This is a genomic window from Candidatus Pantoea multigeneris (assembly GCF_011752615.1).
GTDB classification, from domain to species: Bacteria; Pseudomonadota; Gammaproteobacteria; order Enterobacterales; family Enterobacteriaceae; genus Pantoea; species Pantoea multigeneris.
Map to the genome: position 1 here is coordinate 1,044,090 of NZ_VWXF01000001.1, position 19,199 is coordinate 1,063,288.

Sequence of the window (19,199 nt, forward strand, 5' to 3'; positions counted from 1 at the left end):
GCTTTTTTTTCATCCCGACTTCAGCTCAGCGCCAGAATCACGCCATCCAACGCGGCAGGCGGATGGTGAGTTCTAACCCACCCTCTGGCCGGTTGCTCGCCTGAACCTCACCATGATGCGCCAGCACCACCTTGCGTACAATGGCTAAGCCAAGACCATAGCCTTTGCCCTGCAGCGGTGAGTTAACCCGGACAAACGGATCAAAGATGCTGGAGAGTTTATCTTCGTCCACTCCCGGCCCCTGATCGCCCACACGGATCGCCAGCCAGTTTTGCTCTGCCTGGAGCTGCACCTGAATATGTTGACCGGGCAGCGAAAAACGTAACGCATTACGCAGCACGTTCTCTACGCCACGCCGTACCAGTTCTGCATTACCTCGCACGGTGTAATCCGCTGATTCATCCACGTTGAAGTCGACGTGAACGCCAGGGATTTGCGCTTCATACCGCACGTCTGTCACTACCGCCTGCAATAAACCAGTGAGATCAAAATATTGCTCATCCGGCATACTCTCATGCTCAGCGCGAGACAACGTCAGCAGCTCGCCAATCATCTTGTCGAGACGACGGGCCTCTTCATCAATACGATCCAGCGAAGCTTCCACGCTGGATGGGGTTTGCCGAGCCAGCCCTGTGGCCAGTTGCAAGCGCGCCAGCGGGGAACGTAGCTCATGTGAGATATCATGCAGCAGCTCTTCACGCGCACGTACCAGCGTATTTAAACGCTCGACCATCGCGTCAAAGTCCTGCGCTACATCAGAAATCTCATCATGACGCTTGCGCATCAACGGATAGAGGCGCACCGACAAATCACCGCTACTGACGCGACGAAACCCTTCGCGCAGCTGTCGCATCGGACGCGTCAGGTTCCACGCCAGCAGCAAACTGAACAACAGCCCCAACGGTCCGGTGAAAATGATCATCGGCTCAGGGATGTTCAGGAAGCTTTTCATCGGCTGGAAGCCAATGCCCGTGTCTTCACGCATCCCTTTGATGTTATAGCGGAGTTCGTACTCTTTACCATCAGCACCTCGCACCCAACGCACCATCACGTCCGGGAATTTACCCTCAAAAGGCGGCGCGAAATTCTGTGGTTCAGTCACCTTCGCGTTGGCAGGTTTGTCATGCTGGATCACCGAGAAGAAGCGTTTATCATTCTCTTCCCAGTCCGCCATCATATCGTCCAGTGAGCCAGGCCCACCGCGTTCCAGCACTGAAACCGCAGAAGCCATTTGCAGGCTGACAATACGGCGCACCGCAATAATCTCTGGCGGCTCATGACGGTTCCCGGAGAGGGAAAAACCCAACCACAGTAGCTGACTGATGATAATAAACACCAGCCAGAAGCCGATCAGGATTTTCCAGAACATCCTGCCGCGATAGGTGTATCTCATCGGATGCGATAGCCGATGCTACGCACCGTTTCAATGTTGACGTTATCTGCTGTCAGTGCCGCCAGTTTCTGACGAATATTACTGATATGCACATCGACGCTGCGGTCATAGGCTTCACGCGGACGACCTAACCCTTTTTCTGACAGTTCATCTTTAGAGACCACGCGATCGGGCGACCGCATCAGCAGGTCAAGCAGGTTGAATTCAGACGCGGTCAGGTCGAAGGTTTTGCCCTGCCATTCGGTGATGCGAGTCGCCGGGTTCAGGGTCAAATCGCCCCAACGCAGCAGCTCTTTTTTATCCGGCAGTGGCGCTTGCTCTTCGAAACGACGCAGCACAGCACGCAGGCGAGCGACCAGTTCACGCGGATAGCAAGGCTTTGGCACGTAGTCATCTGCGCCCATTTCCAGGCCAATGACGCGGTCAATGTTGTCACCTTTAGCGGTCAACATGATCACCGGGATCCGGCTGTTCTGGCGAACCTGGCGCAGCACATCAGTACCGCTCATGTCCGGCAACATGATATCCAGAATCATCGCGGTATATTCACCAGACAGAGCACCTTCAATACCGGCTGCACCATTGAGCACCAGATGGGCATCAAACCCTTCGGCAATCAGGTATTGGCTCAGCATGGTGCCTAATTCTAAATCATCATCAACAAGCAGAATTTTCATCTTTATCCTCAACTAGAATTGCCGCTATTTTGTCCCGAGCGCGTGCGACATGCAGCCGGTTTTACGCCTTCCTTACAGATTTATTCAGGAAACTATAAACAAAAAATAGCGTGGAGTGAGCGTTAGCTACACTCAGAGAGAAAGATAAGGAGAAAGTTCATTAATACACACCGGTTGAGAGATACCGATCGCCACGATCGCAGATAATCGCGACCACAATACTGCCTGGATTGCGCTGTGCGAGGGTCAATGCACCTGAAACGGCACCGCCAGAGCTCACGCCACAGAACACGCCTTCACGCCGCGCCAGGGCGCGCATGGTTTCTACGGCGTCATGCTGGGCGATATCCAGCACTTCATCCACCAGCTCAGGGCGATAGATGCCCGGCAAATAAGCGGGCGCCCAACGGCGAATGCCAGGAATGCTGCTGCCTTCGGCCGGTTGTAAACCGATGATGCGTACGCCAGCTTGCTGCTCTTTCAGGTAGCGGCCTACGCCGGTAATGGTGCCGGTGGTGCCCATGCTGGAAACGAAGTGAGTGAGACGTCCGCCGGTTTGCTGCCAGATTTCCGGACCGGTGGTCTGGTAATGGCCTAACGGGTTATCAGGATTGTTGAATTGGTCCAACACTTTACCCTGCCCTGCCGCCGCCATCTGTTGCGCCAGATCCCGTGCGCCTTCCATCCCCAGTTGGCTACTGACCAGCATCAGTTCAGCACCGTAGGCACGCATCGCGGCCTGACGTTCCTCACTCATGTTATCGGGCATCAGCAGACGCATACGATAGCCTTTCATCGCGGCAATCATCGCTAATGCAATGCCGGTGTTGCCGCTGGTGGCTTCAATCAGGCAGTCACCAGGCTTTATTTCACCACGCAATTCAGCCTGGTGAATCATGGACCAGGCGGCGCGATCTTTTACCGAACCTGCGGGGTTATTGCCTTCCAGTTTTAACCAGACTTCGCTGCCATTATCTGGCCCGAGGCGCTGTAATTTAATGAGTGGCGTGTTGCCAATGGTATTTTCCAGTGTGGTCACAGCGATTTTCCGGCATAAACAAAGCGGGCGGGAAAATTCCCGCCCGGAGTCCTGAAAAAATATCAGGCGCTTTCAGCAAACGCAACCGCACGCAGCGGCGTAGGTCCCTGGTAGAGACGCGCCTGCTGCAAGCCAACAAACAGACGCTCACCGCGCAGTGGGGCCGCTCCGCCAATGCCATACACCAGCGCGAACTCATCCCCCTGCCAGCCGGTTGGCTGCACAATCAGTTGCCAGAAGTGACCACGCGGGCTGACTTCAACCACCTGAACCGGCAATGGCGTTTCCAGGCTGCTCTGACGCGCGACATCCACTTCCCACGGACGCAGGAACAGATCAACCTCGCCCTGATGCGCAGGCGTGTAGCCCAACGGCCAGTGGTGTGCGCCAACATGGAACTGCGACCCCTGCACCGAACCACTAAAGCGATTCACTTCGCCGAGGAATTCGAGCACAAACCGGGTTGCCGGTTCACGCCACACCTCTTCCGGCGTGCCGATCTGTTCAATATTGCCCTGGCTCATGACCACGACCTGATCAGCGACTTCCATTGCCTCTTCCTGATCGTGGGTAACGAACACGCTGGTAAATTTAAGTTCTTCATGCAGCTGGCGTAACCAGCGGCGCAGCTCTTTACGCACCTGCGCATCCAGTGCACCAAAAGGTTCATCCAACAGCAGGATTTGCGGTTCCACCGCCAACGCACGCGCCAGTGCCACACGCTGACGCTGTCCGCCGGAAAGCTGTGCAGGATAACGATTTGCCAGATGAGCCAGCTGCACCATCTCCAGCAGGCGCGTGACGCGCTTCTGAATTTCGGCTTTTGAAGGACGCTCACGACGTGGCAGCACCGTCAGACCAAAGGCGATGTTGTCGAACACCGTCATATGGCGGAACAACGCATAGTGCTGGAACACGAAACCGACCTGACGATCGCGCGCATGCAGTTGGCTGACGTCTTTCCCGTGGAAATGGATATGCCCACTGTTCTGATGTTCCAGGCCAGCAATAATGCGCAACAGCGTGGTTTTTCCTGAACCCGAAGGGCCAAGCAGCGCCACCATCTGACCAGAAGGAATATCCAGAGAGATGTCCTTCAGGACCGAGGTACGGTCGAAGGATTTATTAATTTTACCGATCTCAATGCTCATTATTTTCCTCCTGCTGTGCGCGCTTCTGCTGTTGCTCAATACGCCATTGCAGCACGCTTTTCAGAATCAGTGTGACGATAGCCATCAGGGTGAGAAGCGCAGCGGCAGTAAAGGCACCCACCACGTTATAGTCCTGATTAAGTAATTCAACCTGCAACGGCAGGGTATAGGTTTCACCGCGAATCGAGCCTGAGACCACCGATACCGCACCAAATTCACCAATGGCGCGCGCGTTAGTCAGCACGATGCCGTACAGCATCGCCCAGCGGATATTTGGCAAGGTGACACGACGGAACATTTGCCAGCCAGAAGCCCCAAGCAAAATCGCTGCCTCATCTTCCGTGCTGCCCTGGCTTAACATCACCGGCACCAGCTCGCGCACCACAAACGGACAGGTCACAAACACGGTGGCCAGTACCATGCCCGGCCAGGCGAACATGATTTGAATATTGTGCGCATCCAGCCAGCTCCCGGCTGGGCCGTTGATCCCCCAGAACAGCAGGTACATCAGCCCTGCGACCACCGGGGAAACGGCGAACGGAATATCAAACAGCGTCAGAAGCAGTTGACGCCCTGGGAATCTAAACCGGGTGACCAACCAGGCCAACAGCGTGCCAAACACCAGGTTTACCGGCACGGTGATCAGCGCAATCATGATGGTCAGCCAGATCGCGCGCAGCATGTCGGCATTTTTCAGGTTGGTAAATGCAACACCAAAGCCCTGCTGCAACGCTTCCCAGAAAATGTAAATCATCGGGACAACCAGCAGCAGTAGCGAAAGCAGCGCGCCGATGCCGATCAATACCCATTTAGTCCAGTTAACCCGCTGCCTTACGCGCGGGTTGAATTGGGTAATTTCCGCCATTAATGACCTCCGATACGACGGCCATAACGGCTCTGAAGCGTGTTGATGGCAAACAGCAGCAGCAGCGAAGCCGCGAGGATCACCGAAGCGATAGCACTGGCCGCTGGGTAATCAAACTCCTGCAATTTGACAAAGATCATCAGCGAGGTGACTTCCGTCTTCCACGCAATGTTGCCGGCAATAAAGATCACCGCGCCAAACTCACCGAGACTGCGGGTGAAGGAAAGTGCCGTGCCCGCCAACAGAGCGGGTGCCACTTCTGGCAGCACTACGCGGCGGAAGCTCTGCCAGGGTGTCGCGCCGAGCGTTTGCGCAGCCTCTTCATATTCTGGCCCCAGCTCTTCCAGTACCGGCTGCACCGTACGCACCACGAAAGGTACGCTGGTGAACGCCATCGCCAGGGTGATACCGAGCCAGGTAAAGGTGACTTTGATATCCAGCGGCGCCAACCATTGACCATACCAGCCGTTGAGTGAAAACAGGCTCGCCAGGGTCAAACCCGCCACAGCGGTAGGCAGCGCAAACGGCAAGTCCATCAATCCATCCAGCAGAATGCGGCCAGGGAAGCGATAGCGAGTCAGGATCCATGCCATGAGCATGCCGAAAAACGCGTTAAACACGGAAGCCAAACCCGCCGACAGCAGTGTGACTTTGTAAGCGGCCACCAACTGCGGATTGGTTATCACCGCCCAGTATTCAGAGAACGTCATGTGTGAGAGCTGTAACAGCAACGCACTGATAGGCAACAGCAGGATCAGGCAGGTAAACAGCAGGCTGGTGCCGAGGCTGAGGCCAAATCCAGGCAATACGCGTTTATGACTGGCTGCAAACATTAACCGCACTCCGCCGCTACAAGGTGACTATCGGGTTGGGCCCGTAAGAATTGGATTTGCGCCACCGTAATCTCCGCAACAAAAGTGGTCTTATGCATGTCGCTCAGTTTATTTATAACCCGCCACAAACCTGTAGCGGTTTTATATATCGATTACTGATTTCAAAGTCTAAAAAAGCATAAGCGGACGGGGAAGTTTATGCGGTAAACGGGAATCAGAAGGCGGTACCATCGGGCCGGACCGCCCTGTTATCTTGCGGGTTAGCGGGAGTGCTCCCAGGAGTGCATCGACCCCATCTGAATCTGGTTACTGGGGCCAAACAGCGCATTGTCATAGTTGCGAATCCAGGCAACCCACTGCGGGGAAATGATGCCGCGCTGGCTAAGGTGAAAGACAATGTCCAGAGATGCTTTGAAACGCAAATAATCGGGATTACGGCGAAAAAACAGTTCGCTCAGCGTGGTGGGGCCCCAGGTACGCGACACGTTGCTCATATAAATTTTCATCGCCTGCTGCACATCCTTTGTATAGGGGACTTTTGGCGATATGCGCGGCCGGTTGCGATAGATATCCGGGTTTAACTGCCAGCGGAGATACCCGATTTCCAGCATCTCTTGTAGCAACTGGCTGCCCGCATGCGCGCCAAAAAAATTGCTGTTGATCGCGCCCTCCATAGATAACGTCTCAAGGCTGACTATCGCCGAGGGCAGTATATTGTCAGGTGCGGTGCGCATAATACTGAAAAAAAATCCGGGTTTTAGCCGATCATCGATGTCCAGATAACATCCTCCTTTGCTGTTTAAAAGCCAGAAGCGATAGATATCGGTAGCAGCCGCGCGATTAGCATCTTTACCGGTGGTCAGTTGCTTAAACACCTGATGATATTTTGACTGGCGAAAGCGTTGAAACTCTGGACTGCTGCGCATGTCAATGATGTTTGCCGCCGGAAAATGCCGCTTAGCCTGCTGTATCACATCGTTAGCGCTCTCCTCCGGCAGAACATGCAGATTGAATCCGAACTTGTTGGTTTCCGCCATACGGGCATTGGCGTTGATAGTGGTTTTCTGTGCAATCAGCTTATCGACCGAGCCAATCCATATTTGCTCGATATTACGTGGCACAACGCGTGCCTGCGGCTCAGCACTGACGCCCGTGACATCAGGCAACTCTGGCCAGCGATCAATCTTGAACAGCTGCGCCGAAATGCTGCGCTGTTTCTCATTAGCGGGCACAGGAATCGGTGTTTTCTCCATCCTCTGGCTGTCCTGATTAAACGCCAGATAATCCCCCGTACTCATCTCGAACCAGCTGTATTTTTCTGGATCGAACATCAGCGCGGACCAGCGACCATTGACCCTTGCCGCAAATGGCGATTTCATTACGCTGGATTCGGGGATAGATTTTTCTACCACGCCCAGTAACAGAGGATGGCTGAAGTCAATTTTCACGCTGCGTGAGGGGGGAAGTATTTCACTGATTCTCGTTCCGGGAATGATATTACTCTGTTGAGTTGGCCCGGCTCTCATGGCTACAGGGCTCTCAGACGGGATATTTTCGCTCGCACTGCTAAAATGAAGCTCCTGGCGCGACTGGCTAAACCGCCATTCAAAGGCTTCAGTTGATGCCCCCTCGACGCCCTGCGCAGTTTCCGCTACCAGTTGCAGACCCGCAATAATTGCCCCGGCGTTACCGCCAATTCTGTCGGTTGCCATCATACCAAACAGCCCATTGTGGGCACCAAAGACGATGCCTCCCAAATTACCGATCACCGGCAAGAATCCAAAGGTGTTATCCCAAAACTCACTGGCCGCTTTCCAGTGCTGTGCCGTATCACTGAATACCCTGGTCTGGTCATCCCATAACAGGTTTTTTTTATTCATCGCACTGTAATGGGAGGCAATGGCGTTATCGTTACCCTTCAGACTGCCATATTTAAGCTGATAGTCGCTGGCCCTGGCCGCGGCATAGTTGAAAACTTCGCTTATCGGTATCGCGCGATCGCTGAAGAAATTGTTGTAGCCTTCCAGCGTCACTTTACGTCCGGCGATCAGATTATCCAGCACCCTACCCGCTGCCGGCCAGTGCGCATCCATTCCACCCTGCCGATCGCGGGCATTCAAACTTTGCAGCAGGTCGTTACGGTTGAGTTTCGCCCAACCGGCAAAAGCGGTATCGCCGCGAATTTCACTGAGCGTGCCACGACGCAAATTAATCATCACACCCTGGTTCGGACGCTGCTGATAATGTCCCTGATAGGGTTTATAGGGGATAAAGGCATAACCACTAAAAGGGTAACCGTAGAGATTGGGAATAATGACCTGTCCGTCACGTTCCAGCGTGCGCGTGATTGCGCGCTGCGCCTTTTGACTCAGGCTGTTCAGCCACTGCGGTGAAGATTGCAGACTGGACAGGATAGCCCGTACAGCGCTGGCATCCGCCTGTCCCGAGCGTTTCGCAAATTCTCCATTGCCCGCCTGCATCAAGCGCATGATGTCCGTTTGCCAGTCTTGCCGTAGCCTGTGCCCCAGGGACTTCAGTTGTGTAATGCGCGGGCCATCCTGCGAGTTGATATGCATAAAGCGAAAGTTGACGATGCCACCAGATTCCGGCGTGTCATGATCCAGCTTTCCTGCCGCAATTTCCCAGGCGAGGTAGGTTTGATTGGTGGAACCGGTCAACCGCTCAGCAACGCCCCCTTTCCCCACCATATTGCTGAATTTTACGGTAAATTTTTCATGTGGATCGAGCCGGGCCGCCAGTAGTCCCGCACTAAAAAAACCCGCTGCCGACATAAAAGGCAGCAGTGATAAAAAATCCACGTTCCTCTGCGCCTGGCTACCTTTTTCAATCCGCATCATGTTGCTAAACACGCGCGTACCGAAATCCCCGGCGCGTTGCAGACGGTCTGACAGCGTTAAATTGTCCTGCGGAGCCAATACCCGATCGTCGGCAAAAATAATTTGCGTCTGCTTACTTATCCCGGTGAATCCGCGAGCCGTCAGTTTCTCAGCCCATTCCGTTAAGGAGTTTGTAGACGGATCTGTACTGCGTATTAATGTGGAGGATGTGGAAGATAGCAGCGTATGTGAGGGCAAAACGGGAGTAGATAGCGGCAAAAGTCACCTCTCATTAACCAACCGGTGAAGACGGTAATGCCCATGCACATGGGCATTACCTGTTCTAAATGTCGGTTAATAGGTGACTCGCTTTAGTCAATTGTTCCGCCATAACAGCGGCTATCTTCGGATTTAGCGCTGCCAGACGATTTTACTGATGGTCCAGTTTTTCAGCGTGTCATCCGCAGGCATCAGCCCTTCAGGCCCATGCCACTCGCCGCTGTAAACGTAGCGGAGATGCTGACTGCCCGGCACTTTACACTCGACAGCGGTAGACGAACTGCTGCTGTCACTGGCTAACTCACATTGACCAAATGCTTTGCTAAAGGTGTCGCTGAAGCGATCGCCCACTTTGCGGCCATCAGTGCTGGCAATATCGGCATCCAGCACCTCAATCCGGGAAACCTGGGTTGTGCCATACACCACCAGTTTGACTTTGCCATCATCCAGCGCCTGCCAGAAGTTGATCACATCACCGTTGTGACCGCGCATCCCCTGGCGTAGCTGATAGTCGCCGTTAAGGCCGCTGTTGATCGCCGCCTGATCCATTGACGTTGAGCCGTTCAGCCCGCCAACGCCCTGGTCGCTGACCTTAAGCGAACTGCCAAACCAGTGCCACGGTAAGGCAGCGGACCAGTGATAGCTCAGTGGGTTCCACCAGCTCACGCCTTCTTGTGCACCAGATGCACTACCCGAACTGGCACAACCGGATAACACCAATGCCATCACCAGCATCGAGGATCGAACTGCTTTCATGCAAACTCCTTGAAAAATTCAGACTGCCCTTTGAGTCCTGTCAGGGCAAAAAGTTTATTCATCGTGAGGGTCAGGCGGTAAAAAACAGTCGCGCAGGCGCGGGCTGCGCCATAGCCACCACAAGCAGAGGAGGTCAAACAGGGTAAACAGGAGCGGTAAAGGAGACGCTAGCCCCACTTGCTGCATCTGCCATGCCTGGCTGACGCTCGCCAGTAACAGGGCCACTATCAGTACACCGCGCCAGCACTGCCACACGCGCGGCCAGCGTTGGCGATACCCAGTCAGTAGCAAGGCTGCTAACGCAGGAATGCCCAATACCAGGCCCAGCCAAAATGCCTGCGGATCAGGGTAGAACAGCGACAACAAGGCATCACCCTGCTGACGAGAAGCGCCAGCCATGATGAATATCAGCCAGGTTCGCGCCTGTAATAACAGCACCAGCCAGAATAACAGCGGTAATCTTAACTGACCGCGCAGGTCATATTCGTCGGGATGATATTTAAGCTGCACGATTAATTAATATTCACGATCTTCAATCAGACGCTTACCGAAAGCCACTGAGGTCTCTTCTTCGTAATCGAGTTTTTCATAAAACGCGATCACCTGATCGTTTTCTGCTCTGACCATTAAATTGATTTTCGGGCAGCCGCGCGCAATTAATTTCTTCTCAAGGCGATTCATCAGCGCATTGGCAAATCCACGTCCACGATAATCCGGGTGTACGCCAAGGTAATAAGCGGAGCCACGGTGGCCGTCATAACCGCCCATTAACGTACCCACCACTTCGCCGCCAATTTCCACCACAAGGAATAAGTCCGGGTCGTGCCGCATCTTTCGTTCAATATCCATCTCTGGATCGTTCCAGGGACGTAACAAATCGCAACGCTCCCAGAGGGTTATCACCTCTTCAAAATCTTCCTGGCGGAAAGCACGTATTTCCATTTGTTATCACCCGTATTAGCCGCAATTCGCTGATTATTACGTATTTAGCCGCCAGCGCAACCCTGCATCCGCCCGATTGCGGCAAAAAAAATCGTGACCAGGAATCAGGTCGCTGAAATACCAGGTAAAAAACTGAAATGATTAGGCTGTCGCACGATGGCAGACGTTACGATATAACAATCTGAATATAATGACTCAGAGATCCCCTTGCATGAAAAATATCTCACTGCTTAAGCGCCTGGTCCATCGTCGCCAACTGCTGCTTTCAGGACTGGCATTGGCGATTCTTTCCCCCCGGGCGACGCTGGCTCATGAAGAGCAGGTTGATTTGAAAGTCTCCTCAGGGAGCAATAAACCGAAAGCGATTTCCCACGATGCGCCACCACGGAATAAAACCCGACTGGTAATGATTGACCCTGGTCACGGGGGAATTGATCCTGGGGCGTTGGGTGAAGAGGGTTCTGAAGAAAAACACATCGTGCTGGATATTGCCAATAACGTACGCCAGCAGTTGTCAGAGCATCCGCATATTGAAGTGCGACTCACGCGCGATAGCGACCACTTTATTCCGCTTTACCAGCGCGTAGAGATTGCACATCAGCACGGTGCCGATCTCTTTATGTCCATCCATGCCGACGGCTATACCAGCCCGGATGCACACGGGGCTTCCGTCTTCGCGCTCTCCAATCGCGGGGCCAGTAGTGCTATGGCACGCTATATGTCGAATAAAGAGAACTCGGCGGATGACGTTGGCGGCGCGGCGGTGAAAGATAAAGACAACTATCTCCAGCAGGTCTTGTTCGACCTGGTGCAGACCGACACCATTAAAAACAGCCTGATTTTGGGTGAGCACGTGGTGAAACAGATTCGCCCGGTGCACCATCTGCACAGCCAGAACACCGAACAGGCAGCCTTCGCGGTGCTGAAATCCCCTTCTATTCCTTCGGTACTGGTGGAAACCTCTTTTATCACCAACCCCGAGGAAGAACGGCTGCTCCGCACCCCTGAGTTTCGTACCAAAATTGCCTCAGCGATTGTCAGCGGCATCGTAAATTATTTTGATGAGTATGATCGCAACGCGCGTCGGGTATAATTGCGCGACATTTTCTGACAGAGAACGCGATGAGCACTCCCGATATTTCCCGCGTAAAAGCTTTCCTGCTGCAACTGCAGGATGATATATGCCACAGCCTGGCGGCCGCTGATGGTGCCGCTGGCTTTGCTGAAGATGCCTGGCAGCGTCCGGGTGGCGGCGGTGGTCGTAGTCGCGTACTGCGTGACGGCGGCGTGTTTGAACAGGCTGGCGTCAATTTCTCACACGTCCACGGCGACCAGATGCCCGCTTCCGCAACGGCCCATCGCCCGGAACTGGCTGGACGCAGCTTTGAAGCTATGGGCGTGTCGCTGGTGGTGCATCCCCACAGCCCCTATGTCCCCACCAGCCACGCTAACGTCCGCTTCTTTATTGCTGAAAAGCCGGGTGCAGATCCGGTGTGGTGGTTTGGCGGTGGCTTCGACTTAACGCCCTACTACGGCTTTGAAGAAGATGCGCTGCACTGGCACCAGACCGCCGCAGACCTGTGTGACCCGTTTGGGGCCGACGTCTATGCGCGCTATAAAAAATGGTGTGATGACTACTTCTATCTGAAACATCGTGATGAGCAGCGCGGCATTGGCGGTCTGTTCTATGACGATCTCAATACGCCGGATTTCGACACCTGCTTCAACTTTATGCAAAGCGTTGGCAACGGCTATCTCAACGCCTATCTCCCGATTGTTGAACGCCGTAAAGCCCTGAGCTGGGGCGAGCGTGAACGCCAGTTCCAGCTGTATCGCCGTGGCCGCTACGTTGAATTCAACCTGGTGTGGGATCGCGGTACGCTGTTTGGCTTACAGACCGGGGGCCGCACCGAATCTATCCTGATGTCGATGCCGCCGCTGGTACGCTGGGAATATGATTACCAGCCGGAAGCAGATTCCCCAGAAGCCGCGCTGTACCGGGATTTCCTGCCGGTGCGTGACTGGCTCAAGCGCGAAGCCTGAGCGTAAACCCCACCGCACTACGCACAGATTGCCACAGCCTCGCCTGCGGCAATCTGCATCACTGCTATCCTTAAAGATGCTGAAAAAGTTTCGCAGGCTTATCAAGGAGCGCAGTAAAAATGAATCAGTTAGATGCCCTAAAACAGTTCACCACCGTAGTTGCTGACAGCGGTGATATTGAATCTATTCGTCACTACCATCCTGAAGACGCCACTACCAATCCCTCGCTAATCCTGAAAGCAGCCGGACTTGACGCCTACAAGCACCTGATTGATGACGCCATCGACTATGCGAAAAAGCAGGGTGGCAGCAAAGAGACCCAGATCATCAACGCCAGCGATAAAGTCGCCATCAACTTAGGTATGGAGATCCTGAAAAGTGTCCCAGGGCGTGTTTCGACCGAAGTGGACGCCAGACTCTCCTTCGATCGTGGCATGTGCGTGACCAAAGCAGAAAAGCTGGTACGCCTGTATGAAGAGAATGGGATTGATCGCTCACGTATCCTGATCAAACTGGCCTCAACCTGGGAAGGGATCCGCGCCGCCGAAGAGCTGGAGAAAAATGGTATCCACTGCAACCTGACGCTGCTGTTCTCATTTGCTCAGGCACGCGCCTGCGCGGAAGCGGGCGTTTTCCTGATCTCGCCGTTTGTCGGCCGCATTTACGATTATTACAACAGCCGTAAACCGATTGAGCCTTATGTGGCGGATGAAGACCCTGGCGTGAAATCGGTTCGCCGCATCTATGATTACTACAAAAAACACCGCTACAGCACGGTGATCATGGGGGCCAGCTTCCGCAAAGTTGAGCAGATCCAGGCACTGGCGGGTTGCGATCGCCTGACGATTTCCCCGGCGCTGCTGGAGGAGTTAGCCAATAACAACTCGCCGCTGGAACGCAGGCTGGAACCTTCCACCGAAGGTTTCCATCAACCTTCTCCGCTCTCGGAAGCGGAGTTCCGTTGGGAACACAACCAGGACCCCATGGCGGTAGAGAAACTGTCTGACGGGATTCGCCAGTTCGCCGTCGACCAGCAGAAGCTGGAAGACGTGCTCTCTGCCCGTCTCTGAACCTGTTGCACCATTCTCCGGGTAGGTTAACGCCTACCCGTCTGTGTTTCGTTAATAAGGAATCATCACTATGTCTTCACGCAGAGAGTTGGCAAACGCGATCCGTGCGCTGAGCATGGACGCAGTGCAAAAAGCAAATTCCGGTCACCCCGGTATGCCGATGGGCATGGCCGATATTGCCGAAGTGCTGTGGCGCGACTTCCTGAAACATAACCCAGAAAACCCTGCCTGGGCGGATCGCGATCGCTTTATCCTCTCCAACGGCCACGGCTCGATGTTGCTGTATAGCTTGCTGCACCTCACTGGCTACGATCTGCCCATGGAAGAGCTACGCAACTTCCGCCAGCTACACTCCAAAACCCCCGGCCACCCGGAGCTGGGCTATACCCCCGGCGTAGAGACCACCACCGGCCCATTAGGGCAGGGGCTGGCGAATGCGGTGGGGATGGCGATTGCTGAACGCACGCTGGCGGCACAGTTTAACCGCCCGGATCACGAGGTGGTTGATCACTATACCTACGTGTTTATGGGCGATGGCTGCCTGATGGAGGGGATCTCACACGAAGTCAGTTCGCTGGCCGGTACTTTAGGGCTGGGTAAACTGATCGGCTTTTACGATCACAACGGTATCTCCATCGATGGTGAGACCGACGGTTGGTTTACCGACGATACCCACACCCGCTTTGAAGCCTATAACTGGCATGTCATCGGCGACAAAGTGGGCATTGATGGTCACGATCCGGTCGCCATCAAAAAGGCCATTGAAGAGGCGCAGGCGGTAAAAGACAAGCCGTCGCTTATCATCTGTAAAACGATTATTGGTTTTGGTTCGCCCAATAAAGCCGGTAAAGAGGAGTCGCACGGCGCCGCGCTGGGTGAAGCCGAGGTTGCGTTGGCACGTAAGGAACTGGGCTGGAATTCGCCTCCGTTTGAAATCCCGAAAGCGATTTATCAGCAGTGGGACGCTAAAGAGGCGGGTGAGCAGCGCGAAAAAAGCTGGAATGAAAAATTTGCCGCCTACCAGCAGGCTTATCCTGAACTGGCCGCCGAGTTCAGCCGTCGATTAGCGGGCGAATTCCCGCAAAACTGGCAGGCTGAAACAGACAAATTTATCCAGCAGTTACAGGCTAATCCGCAGAACATTGCCAGCCGCAAAGCGTCACAGAATACGCTGGAAGTGGTGGGTAAACTGCTGCCAGAACTGCTGGGCGGTTCAGCAGATTTGGCGCCAAGCAACCTCACTATCTGGTCGGGATCGAAATCGATCAAAGACGATCTGGCCGGTAACTATATCCACTATGGCGTGCGTGAATTTGGCATGACGGCGATTGGTAACGGCATCGCCCATCACGGGGGGTTCATCCCTTACACCGCCACCTTCCTGATGTTCACGGAATATGCCCGTAACGCGGTGCGAATGGCGGCACTGATGAAAGCCCGCCAGGTACTGGTGTATACCCATGACTCCATCGGCCTTGGGGAAGACGGTCCTACACACCAGCCAGTGGAACAGTTGGCAGCACTGCGCCTGACGCCCAACATGAGCGTATGGCGTCCTTGCGATCAGGTGGAAACCGCTGTGGCGTGGAAAGCCGCCGTCGAACGCCACCACGGCCCAACGGCGCTGATCTTGTCGCGGCAGAATCTGGCACAGCCAGCACGTAGCCAAACCCAGCTGGAAAATATCGCGCGTGGGGGCTATGTGCTAAAAGAGAGTGATGGCTCGCCGGAAGTGATTCTGATTGCCACCGGATCGGAGGTGGAAATCACGCTGGCAGCAGCAGAGAAGCTGACGGCGAACGGCCACAAGGTACGCGTCGTTTCCTTACCAAGTACCGATGAATTCGACAAGCAGGATACGGCCTACCGTGAATCGGTGCTGCCTTCAACGGTGCGCGCCCGTGTCGCCGTCGAGGCCAGCATTGCTGACTACTGGCTGAAGTATGTCGGTCTGGATGGGAAAGTGGTGGGGATGACCACCTTTGGTGAATCCGCTCCGGCGGGTAAATTGTTCCCGGAATTTGGCTTTACGGTGGAAAACATCGTCAGTCATGCCGAATCGCTGTTAAAACCACATTAAACCTCGCCGCCCCTGATTCGTCAGGGGCGTCACTATTCACAGCCTGAAACAGAAAAAAACCCCTTCAGCCCCCTTCCCGCCTCGCTCAAACTGATTACTATAGGTTTTTCCGATTTTACTGCGGGCCTGTCATCGTTGAAAAAGAACACTCCCTGGCTACTGACGCTGCTGGCAGCGCTGTTACCCCTGAAAAGCATGGCGCAGCCTGCGTCTGACCCGTTACTGGCTTCACAACTTGTTGATCGTTATGCCGAACATATTTTCTACGGCAGTGGCGCTACCGGCATGGCGCTGGTGGCGATTGATGGCAATCAACGCGTGTTTACCAGCTTTGGCGATACCCGTCCCGGTAATAATATTCGCCCACAAAAAGATTCGCTGATCCGCATCGCTTCCCTGAGCAAACTGATGACCAGCGAAGTGATGGTGAAAATGGCAGAACGCGGCCAGCTGCGCCTTGACGATCCGCTGAGCAAGTATGCGCCACCGGGCGCACGCGTACCCTCTTATGCCGGGCAAACCATTCGCCTGATTAACCTTGCCACCCATACTGCTGCGCTGCCGCGTGAGCAGCCAGGCGGCGCACCACATCGTCCGGTCTTTGTCTGGCCAACCCACAGCCAGCGCTGGCAGTGGCTGGAACATGCGCAGTTAAAATACGCGCCGGGGGTGAATGCCTCTTACTCCAACCTGGGATTTGACCTGCTGGGCGATGCGCTGGCGAAAGCAGGCGGGAAACCGTATCCCACGCTGTTGCAGGACCTGGTTACGCGTCCGCTCGGAATGAAAGACACCACGTTTACGCCTTCGCCAGAACAGTGCAGTCGTCTGATGGTGGCTGAGAAAGGGGCGAGCCCTTGTGACAACACCCTTGCCGCCATTGGCAGCGGTGGCGTTTACTCCACGCCAGATGATATGGGCCGCTGGATGCAGCAGTTCCTCAACTCGGCGGTGCATCATCGTACACCTCAGATCGATCGCTTGCAGACCCTGATCTATCGCCGCGATCAGCTCACTAAGGTCGAAGGAATGGATGTACCGGGCAAAGCCGATGCGCTGGGTATGGGCTGGGTCTATATGGGGCCGCGTGACGGACGTCCGGGCATCATTGAGAAGACCGGCGGCGGCGGTGGCTTTATTACCTATATCGCCATGGTGCCACAATACAACGTTGGGGTGTTTGTGGTGGTAACACGCTCACCACTCAGTCGCTTCACGCCGATGAGCGATGGTGTTAACAATCTGCTGACCGAACTGGTGGGTAACCAGAACGGCTCGCCAATCTCCGTCCAGCCTATTCAATAAGGCTGTGCAGGCTGGCTTACCCACAGGGTAGGCCAGTCGTCACTGCTGTGCCAGGCATCGCATATCGGCTCTGCTGCGTACTCGGCCAGGGTAAAACCATTGCCGGTATACTGCCAGCGCGTGGCCACGCCACAATCCCCCAATCCGCGCCCTTTGCTAAAGGTATACAGCTGCCCTCGGTTGGCATCGAATTCTGCATTCATCAGCTCAAACTGGCGATCCTGCTGCCCACTGGGGGTAAACGGTAAGGTGAACGTCAGACTGCGCGCCGCATAAGGCCGGCTGCGTGACACTTCATACGCCAGATTAACGAGGTTATAGGCCCCACGTTCACAGCCAATCAGGATCAGCGCTTTGCTGTCGCTGAGCGGGGCTACGCTGATCTCGCGCTGTAGCGGCTCCAGCGAACAGGATTCGGTGTTAATACGCAAGCTGGCAAAGTCCAGCAGGCCATTCACCTCATCATGACTGAGCGCAGTAGGCGCGCCAGGCCAGGCAGGCAGCGTGGGTCGAGCGGGTTCTTCTGGCACGTCGGACGTTGGCTTTGATCCTGAACGTACCCAAGCCGAAGCACCGTCCACCCGCCCTTGCTGCTCGTCCATCACCAACAGGGCCGCTTTTAAGCCACTTAAGGGGATTTGTGCGCGCTGGCTCCAGGTAAACTGGATAGCGCCAGCATCCATAACCTGGTCGAGAAATTCATTGATCGCAATCGGGTTGCTGGTGGTCAGATGGTGAGGTTCCACCCGCCAGTTTTTGAAGTCAGGCCGTAATCGCCGCTGGTCGAGCAGTAAATTATCCTGTAACGGCTCCGCTTTCACTGCACCGCTGTAGGCACTACCGTAATCAATGCGCAGCTGCGGCCGATCGTCTGCGCCTGCATGGCGCGTCAACGTCATGACCAGCCCGTTGTCACCGGGAAAACTGCGCGCAACACAATATGACTGGTTATCACAGCTGATTTGCCAGTCTGAAAAGGTCTTTTGTAGTGGCTCAGCCTGCGCCCAGCTACTGAATAACAGACACAGTGGCAACAGCGATTTCATCCGATTCGACATAAGGTTTCGATCCCTGAGCTGTGGACAAAGTAGCCGTGTGACAGAGCCAGGCTCTGATATCACCGAGTGGATTAATTGTAGGCAAAACAGAGGCAAGCCGCCTAATCGCGCACAAGAATTATGATCGCCGTGGCGAGAAAAGGGCTCAATCAGATTTATCGGAGTGTGACCGCACCTGGCTTCAGGAATACCGTTTCCACCTGAAGCCAGCGCGTAGAATCAGAGGTGCAGCCAACCCGCCAGTTGCGCGTGTTGCAGCAACATAATGGTTTTACCATCGCAGATGCGACCGCTTTTCACCATGGCCATCGCTTCAGGGAAGCTCAGTTCCAGCACATCAATATCTTCATCATCAACGCCGCCACCGACATTATCGCGCTGTGATTCATGATATTCCGCGGCAAAGAAGTGCAGGATTTCCGTCACGCCGCCGGGTGACATGTAGGCTGAAAACAGCTTTTGCACTTCACCCACCACGTAGCCCGTCTCTTCTACGGCTTCTTTACGGATGCACTCTTCCGGCGAATCATCATCCAGCAGCCCCGCACAGGCTTCAATCAACATACCGTCTGTGTTGCCGTTGACCCACGTGGCGACGCGGAACTGACGGATCAGCACAACGCTGTTTTTTTCCCGGTTATACAACAGAATGGTTGCGCCATTGCCGCGATCGTAGACTTCGCGCTTGTGTTGGACCACTTCCCCTTTGCTGGTGGTTATCTCGTAAACGTAGTTACGCAGGACGAACCAGTTATCGGACAGCAGCTTATTTTTGATCAGGTTAATCTTTAACGACATGGGTCCCCCAATGGCAACATGGAGTCTGCCATCATAGGGGCTAGAGGGGCGGAAAACTATCTGAATTACCCGG

17 protein-coding genes are annotated in these 19,199 nt (G+C 54.6%); 5 read left to right on the forward strand and 12 right to left on the reverse strand.

What is annotated here, in order from left to right:
• Nucleotides 1–37: 37 nt before the first annotated feature.
• From F3J40_RS04865 to F3J40_RS04910, 10 genes are all read right to left on the reverse strand, one after another.
• Complete coding sequence (locus F3J40_RS04865; protein WP_167012783.1) at nucleotides 38–1,393, reverse strand: ATP-binding protein; 1,356 nt, start codon at nucleotides 1,391–1,393, stop codon at nucleotides 38–40.
• Nucleotides 1,390–2,070, reverse strand: a complete 681-nt coding sequence (locus F3J40_RS04870; RefSeq protein ID WP_017347693.1) for a response regulator transcription factor — start codon at nucleotides 2,068–2,070, stop codon at nucleotides 1,390–1,392. The genes F3J40_RS04865 and F3J40_RS04870 overlap by 4 nt, the downstream gene beginning before the upstream one ends.
• 160 nt (nucleotides 2,071–2,230) lie before the next feature.
• Entirely contained in the window at nucleotides 2,231–3,109 is an 879-nt protein-coding gene (gene cysM / locus F3J40_RS04875; RefSeq protein ID WP_167012784.1) for a cysteine synthase CysM, read from the reverse strand.
• 62 nt (nucleotides 3,110–3,171) lie between these two features.
• Nucleotides 3,172–4,260: a sulfate/thiosulfate ABC transporter ATP-binding protein CysA gene (gene cysA, locus F3J40_RS04880; RefSeq protein WP_167012785.1), complete on the reverse strand. Its 1,089-nt coding sequence runs from the start codon at nucleotides 4,258–4,260 to the stop codon at nucleotides 3,172–3,174.
• The gene (gene cysW, locus F3J40_RS04885) at nucleotides 4,250–5,125 is read right to left on the reverse strand and encodes a sulfate/thiosulfate ABC transporter permease CysW (RefSeq protein WP_167012786.1); all 876 of its coding nucleotides are present in this window, start codon (nucleotides 5,123–5,125) and stop codon (nucleotides 4,250–4,252) included. The genes cysA and cysW overlap by 11 nt, the downstream gene beginning before the upstream one ends.
• Nucleotides 5,125–5,958 (reverse strand): sulfate/thiosulfate ABC transporter permease CysT, encoded by an 834-nt coding sequence (cysT, locus tag F3J40_RS04890; protein WP_167012787.1) that lies wholly within the window; start codon nucleotides 5,956–5,958, stop codon nucleotides 5,125–5,127. Before cysT ends, cysW begins: the two co-directional genes overlap by 1 nt.
• Before the next feature lie 260 nt (nucleotides 5,959–6,218).
• On the reverse strand, nucleotides 6,219–8,894 hold the full coding sequence (locus F3J40_RS04895; RefSeq protein WP_167012788.1) for a TcdA/TcdB catalytic glycosyltransferase domain-containing protein: 2,676 nt from the start codon (nucleotides 8,892–8,894) through the stop codon (nucleotides 6,219–6,221).
• A gap of 312 nt (nucleotides 8,895–9,206) precedes the next feature.
• The gene (locus F3J40_RS04900; protein ID WP_167012789.1) at nucleotides 9,207–9,830 is read right to left on the reverse strand and encodes an RpoE-regulated lipoprotein; all 624 of its coding nucleotides are present in this window, start codon (nucleotides 9,828–9,830) and stop codon (nucleotides 9,207–9,209) included.
• A gap of 54 nt (nucleotides 9,831–9,884) precedes the next feature.
• Nucleotides 9,885–10,343 carry a DUF2919 domain-containing protein gene (locus F3J40_RS04905; protein ID WP_167012940.1) on the reverse strand — a complete coding sequence of 153 codons (459 nt, stop codon included), beginning with the start codon at nucleotides 10,341–10,343 and terminating at the stop codon, nucleotides 9,885–9,887.
• Nucleotides 10,344–10,346: 3 nt separating this feature from the next.
• The gene (locus tag F3J40_RS04910) at nucleotides 10,347–10,772 is read right to left on the reverse strand and encodes a GNAT family acetyltransferase (protein ID WP_167012790.1); all 426 of its coding nucleotides are present in this window, start codon (nucleotides 10,770–10,772) and stop codon (nucleotides 10,347–10,349) included.
• A 211-nt stretch (nucleotides 10,773–10,983) separates the two neighbouring features.
• Between F3J40_RS04910 and amiA the strand changes: the two genes are divergently transcribed.
• The 5 genes from amiA (at nucleotide 10,984) to ampH (ending at nucleotide 17,270) form a co-directional block, all read left to right on the forward strand.
• The gene (amiA, locus tag F3J40_RS04915; protein WP_167012791.1) at nucleotides 10,984–11,865 is read left to right on the forward strand and encodes an N-acetylmuramoyl-L-alanine amidase AmiA; all 882 of its coding nucleotides are present in this window, start codon (nucleotides 10,984–10,986) and stop codon (nucleotides 11,863–11,865) included.
• 29 nt (nucleotides 11,866–11,894) lie between these two features.
• Nucleotides 11,895–12,815 (forward strand): oxygen-dependent coproporphyrinogen oxidase, encoded by a 921-nt coding sequence (hemF, locus tag F3J40_RS04920; protein WP_167012792.1) that lies wholly within the window; start codon nucleotides 11,895–11,897, stop codon nucleotides 12,813–12,815.
• A gap of 119 nt (nucleotides 12,816–12,934) precedes the next feature.
• A complete protein-coding gene (gene tal, locus F3J40_RS04925; RefSeq protein WP_167012793.1) occupies nucleotides 12,935–13,885 on the forward strand; it encodes a transaldolase in 951 nt (316 codons plus the stop codon).
• A 70-nt stretch (nucleotides 13,886–13,955) separates the two neighbouring features.
• A complete protein-coding gene (gene tkt, locus F3J40_RS04930; protein ID WP_167012794.1) occupies nucleotides 13,956–15,965 on the forward strand; it encodes a transketolase in 2,010 nt (669 codons plus the stop codon).
• 135 nt (nucleotides 15,966–16,100) lie between these two features.
• Nucleotides 16,101–17,270, forward strand: a complete 1,170-nt coding sequence (gene ampH / locus F3J40_RS04935) for a D-alanyl-D-alanine-carboxypeptidase/endopeptidase AmpH (RefSeq protein ID WP_167012795.1) — start codon at nucleotides 16,101–16,103, stop codon at nucleotides 17,268–17,270.
• Here the strand turns inward: ampH and F3J40_RS04940 are convergent.
• Entirely contained in the window at nucleotides 17,264–18,328 is a 1,065-nt protein-coding gene (locus F3J40_RS04940) for a DUF1176 domain-containing protein (protein WP_167012796.1), read from the reverse strand. The two genes, ampH and F3J40_RS04940, sit on opposite strands and share 7 nt — an antisense overlap.
• 219 nt (nucleotides 18,329–18,547) lie before the next feature.
• Entirely contained in the window at nucleotides 18,548–19,126 is a 579-nt protein-coding gene (nudK, locus tag F3J40_RS04945; protein ID WP_017347709.1) for a GDP-mannose pyrophosphatase NudK, read from the reverse strand.
• Nucleotides 19,127–19,199: the final 73 nt, after the last annotated feature.

What these genes read in the sequence shown, in the direction of transcription:
- tal (WP_167012793.1), top strand. Translation starts at nt 12,935, where the DNA reads ATGAATCAGTTAGATGCCCTAAAACAGTTCACCACCGTAGTTGCTGAC.
- F3J40_RS04870 (WP_017347693.1), bottom strand. Translation starts at nt 2,070, where the DNA reads ATGAAAATTCTGCTTGTTGATGATGATTTAGAATTAGGCACCATGCTG.
- F3J40_RS04865 (WP_167012783.1), bottom strand. Translation starts at nt 1,393, where the DNA reads ATGAGATACACCTATCGCGGCAGGATGTTCTGGAAAATCCTGATCGGC.
- cysW (WP_167012786.1), bottom strand. Translation starts at nt 5,125, where the DNA reads ATGGCGGAAATTACCCAATTCAACCCGCGCGTAAGGCAGCGGGTTAAC.
- cysT (WP_167012787.1), bottom strand. Translation starts at nt 5,958, where the DNA reads ATGTTTGCAGCCAGTCATAAACGCGTATTGCCTGGATTTGGCCTCAGC.
- F3J40_RS04940 (WP_167012796.1), bottom strand. Translation starts at nt 18,328, where the DNA reads ATGTCGAATCGGATGAAATCGCTGTTGCCACTGTGTCTGTTATTCAGT.
- tkt (WP_167012794.1), top strand. Translation starts at nt 13,956, where the DNA reads ATGTCTTCACGCAGAGAGTTGGCAAACGCGATCCGTGCGCTGAGCATG.
- cysA (WP_167012785.1), bottom strand. Translation starts at nt 4,260, where the DNA reads ATGAGCATTGAGATCGGTAAAATTAATAAATCCTTCGACCGTACCTCG.
- amiA (WP_167012791.1), top strand. Translation starts at nt 10,984, where the DNA reads ATGAAAAATATCTCACTGCTTAAGCGCCTGGTCCATCGTCGCCAACTG.
- F3J40_RS04910 (WP_167012790.1), bottom strand. Translation starts at nt 10,772, where the DNA reads ATGGAAATACGTGCTTTCCGCCAGGAAGATTTTGAAGAGGTGATAACC.
- hemF (WP_167012792.1), top strand. Translation starts at nt 11,895, where the DNA reads ATGAGCACTCCCGATATTTCCCGCGTAAAAGCTTTCCTGCTGCAACTG.
- F3J40_RS04900 (WP_167012789.1), bottom strand. Translation starts at nt 9,830, where the DNA reads ATGAAAGCAGTTCGATCCTCGATGCTGGTGATGGCATTGGTGTTATCC.
- nudK (WP_017347709.1), bottom strand. Translation starts at nt 19,126, where the DNA reads ATGTCGTTAAAGATTAACCTGATCAAAAATAAGCTGCTGTCCGATAAC.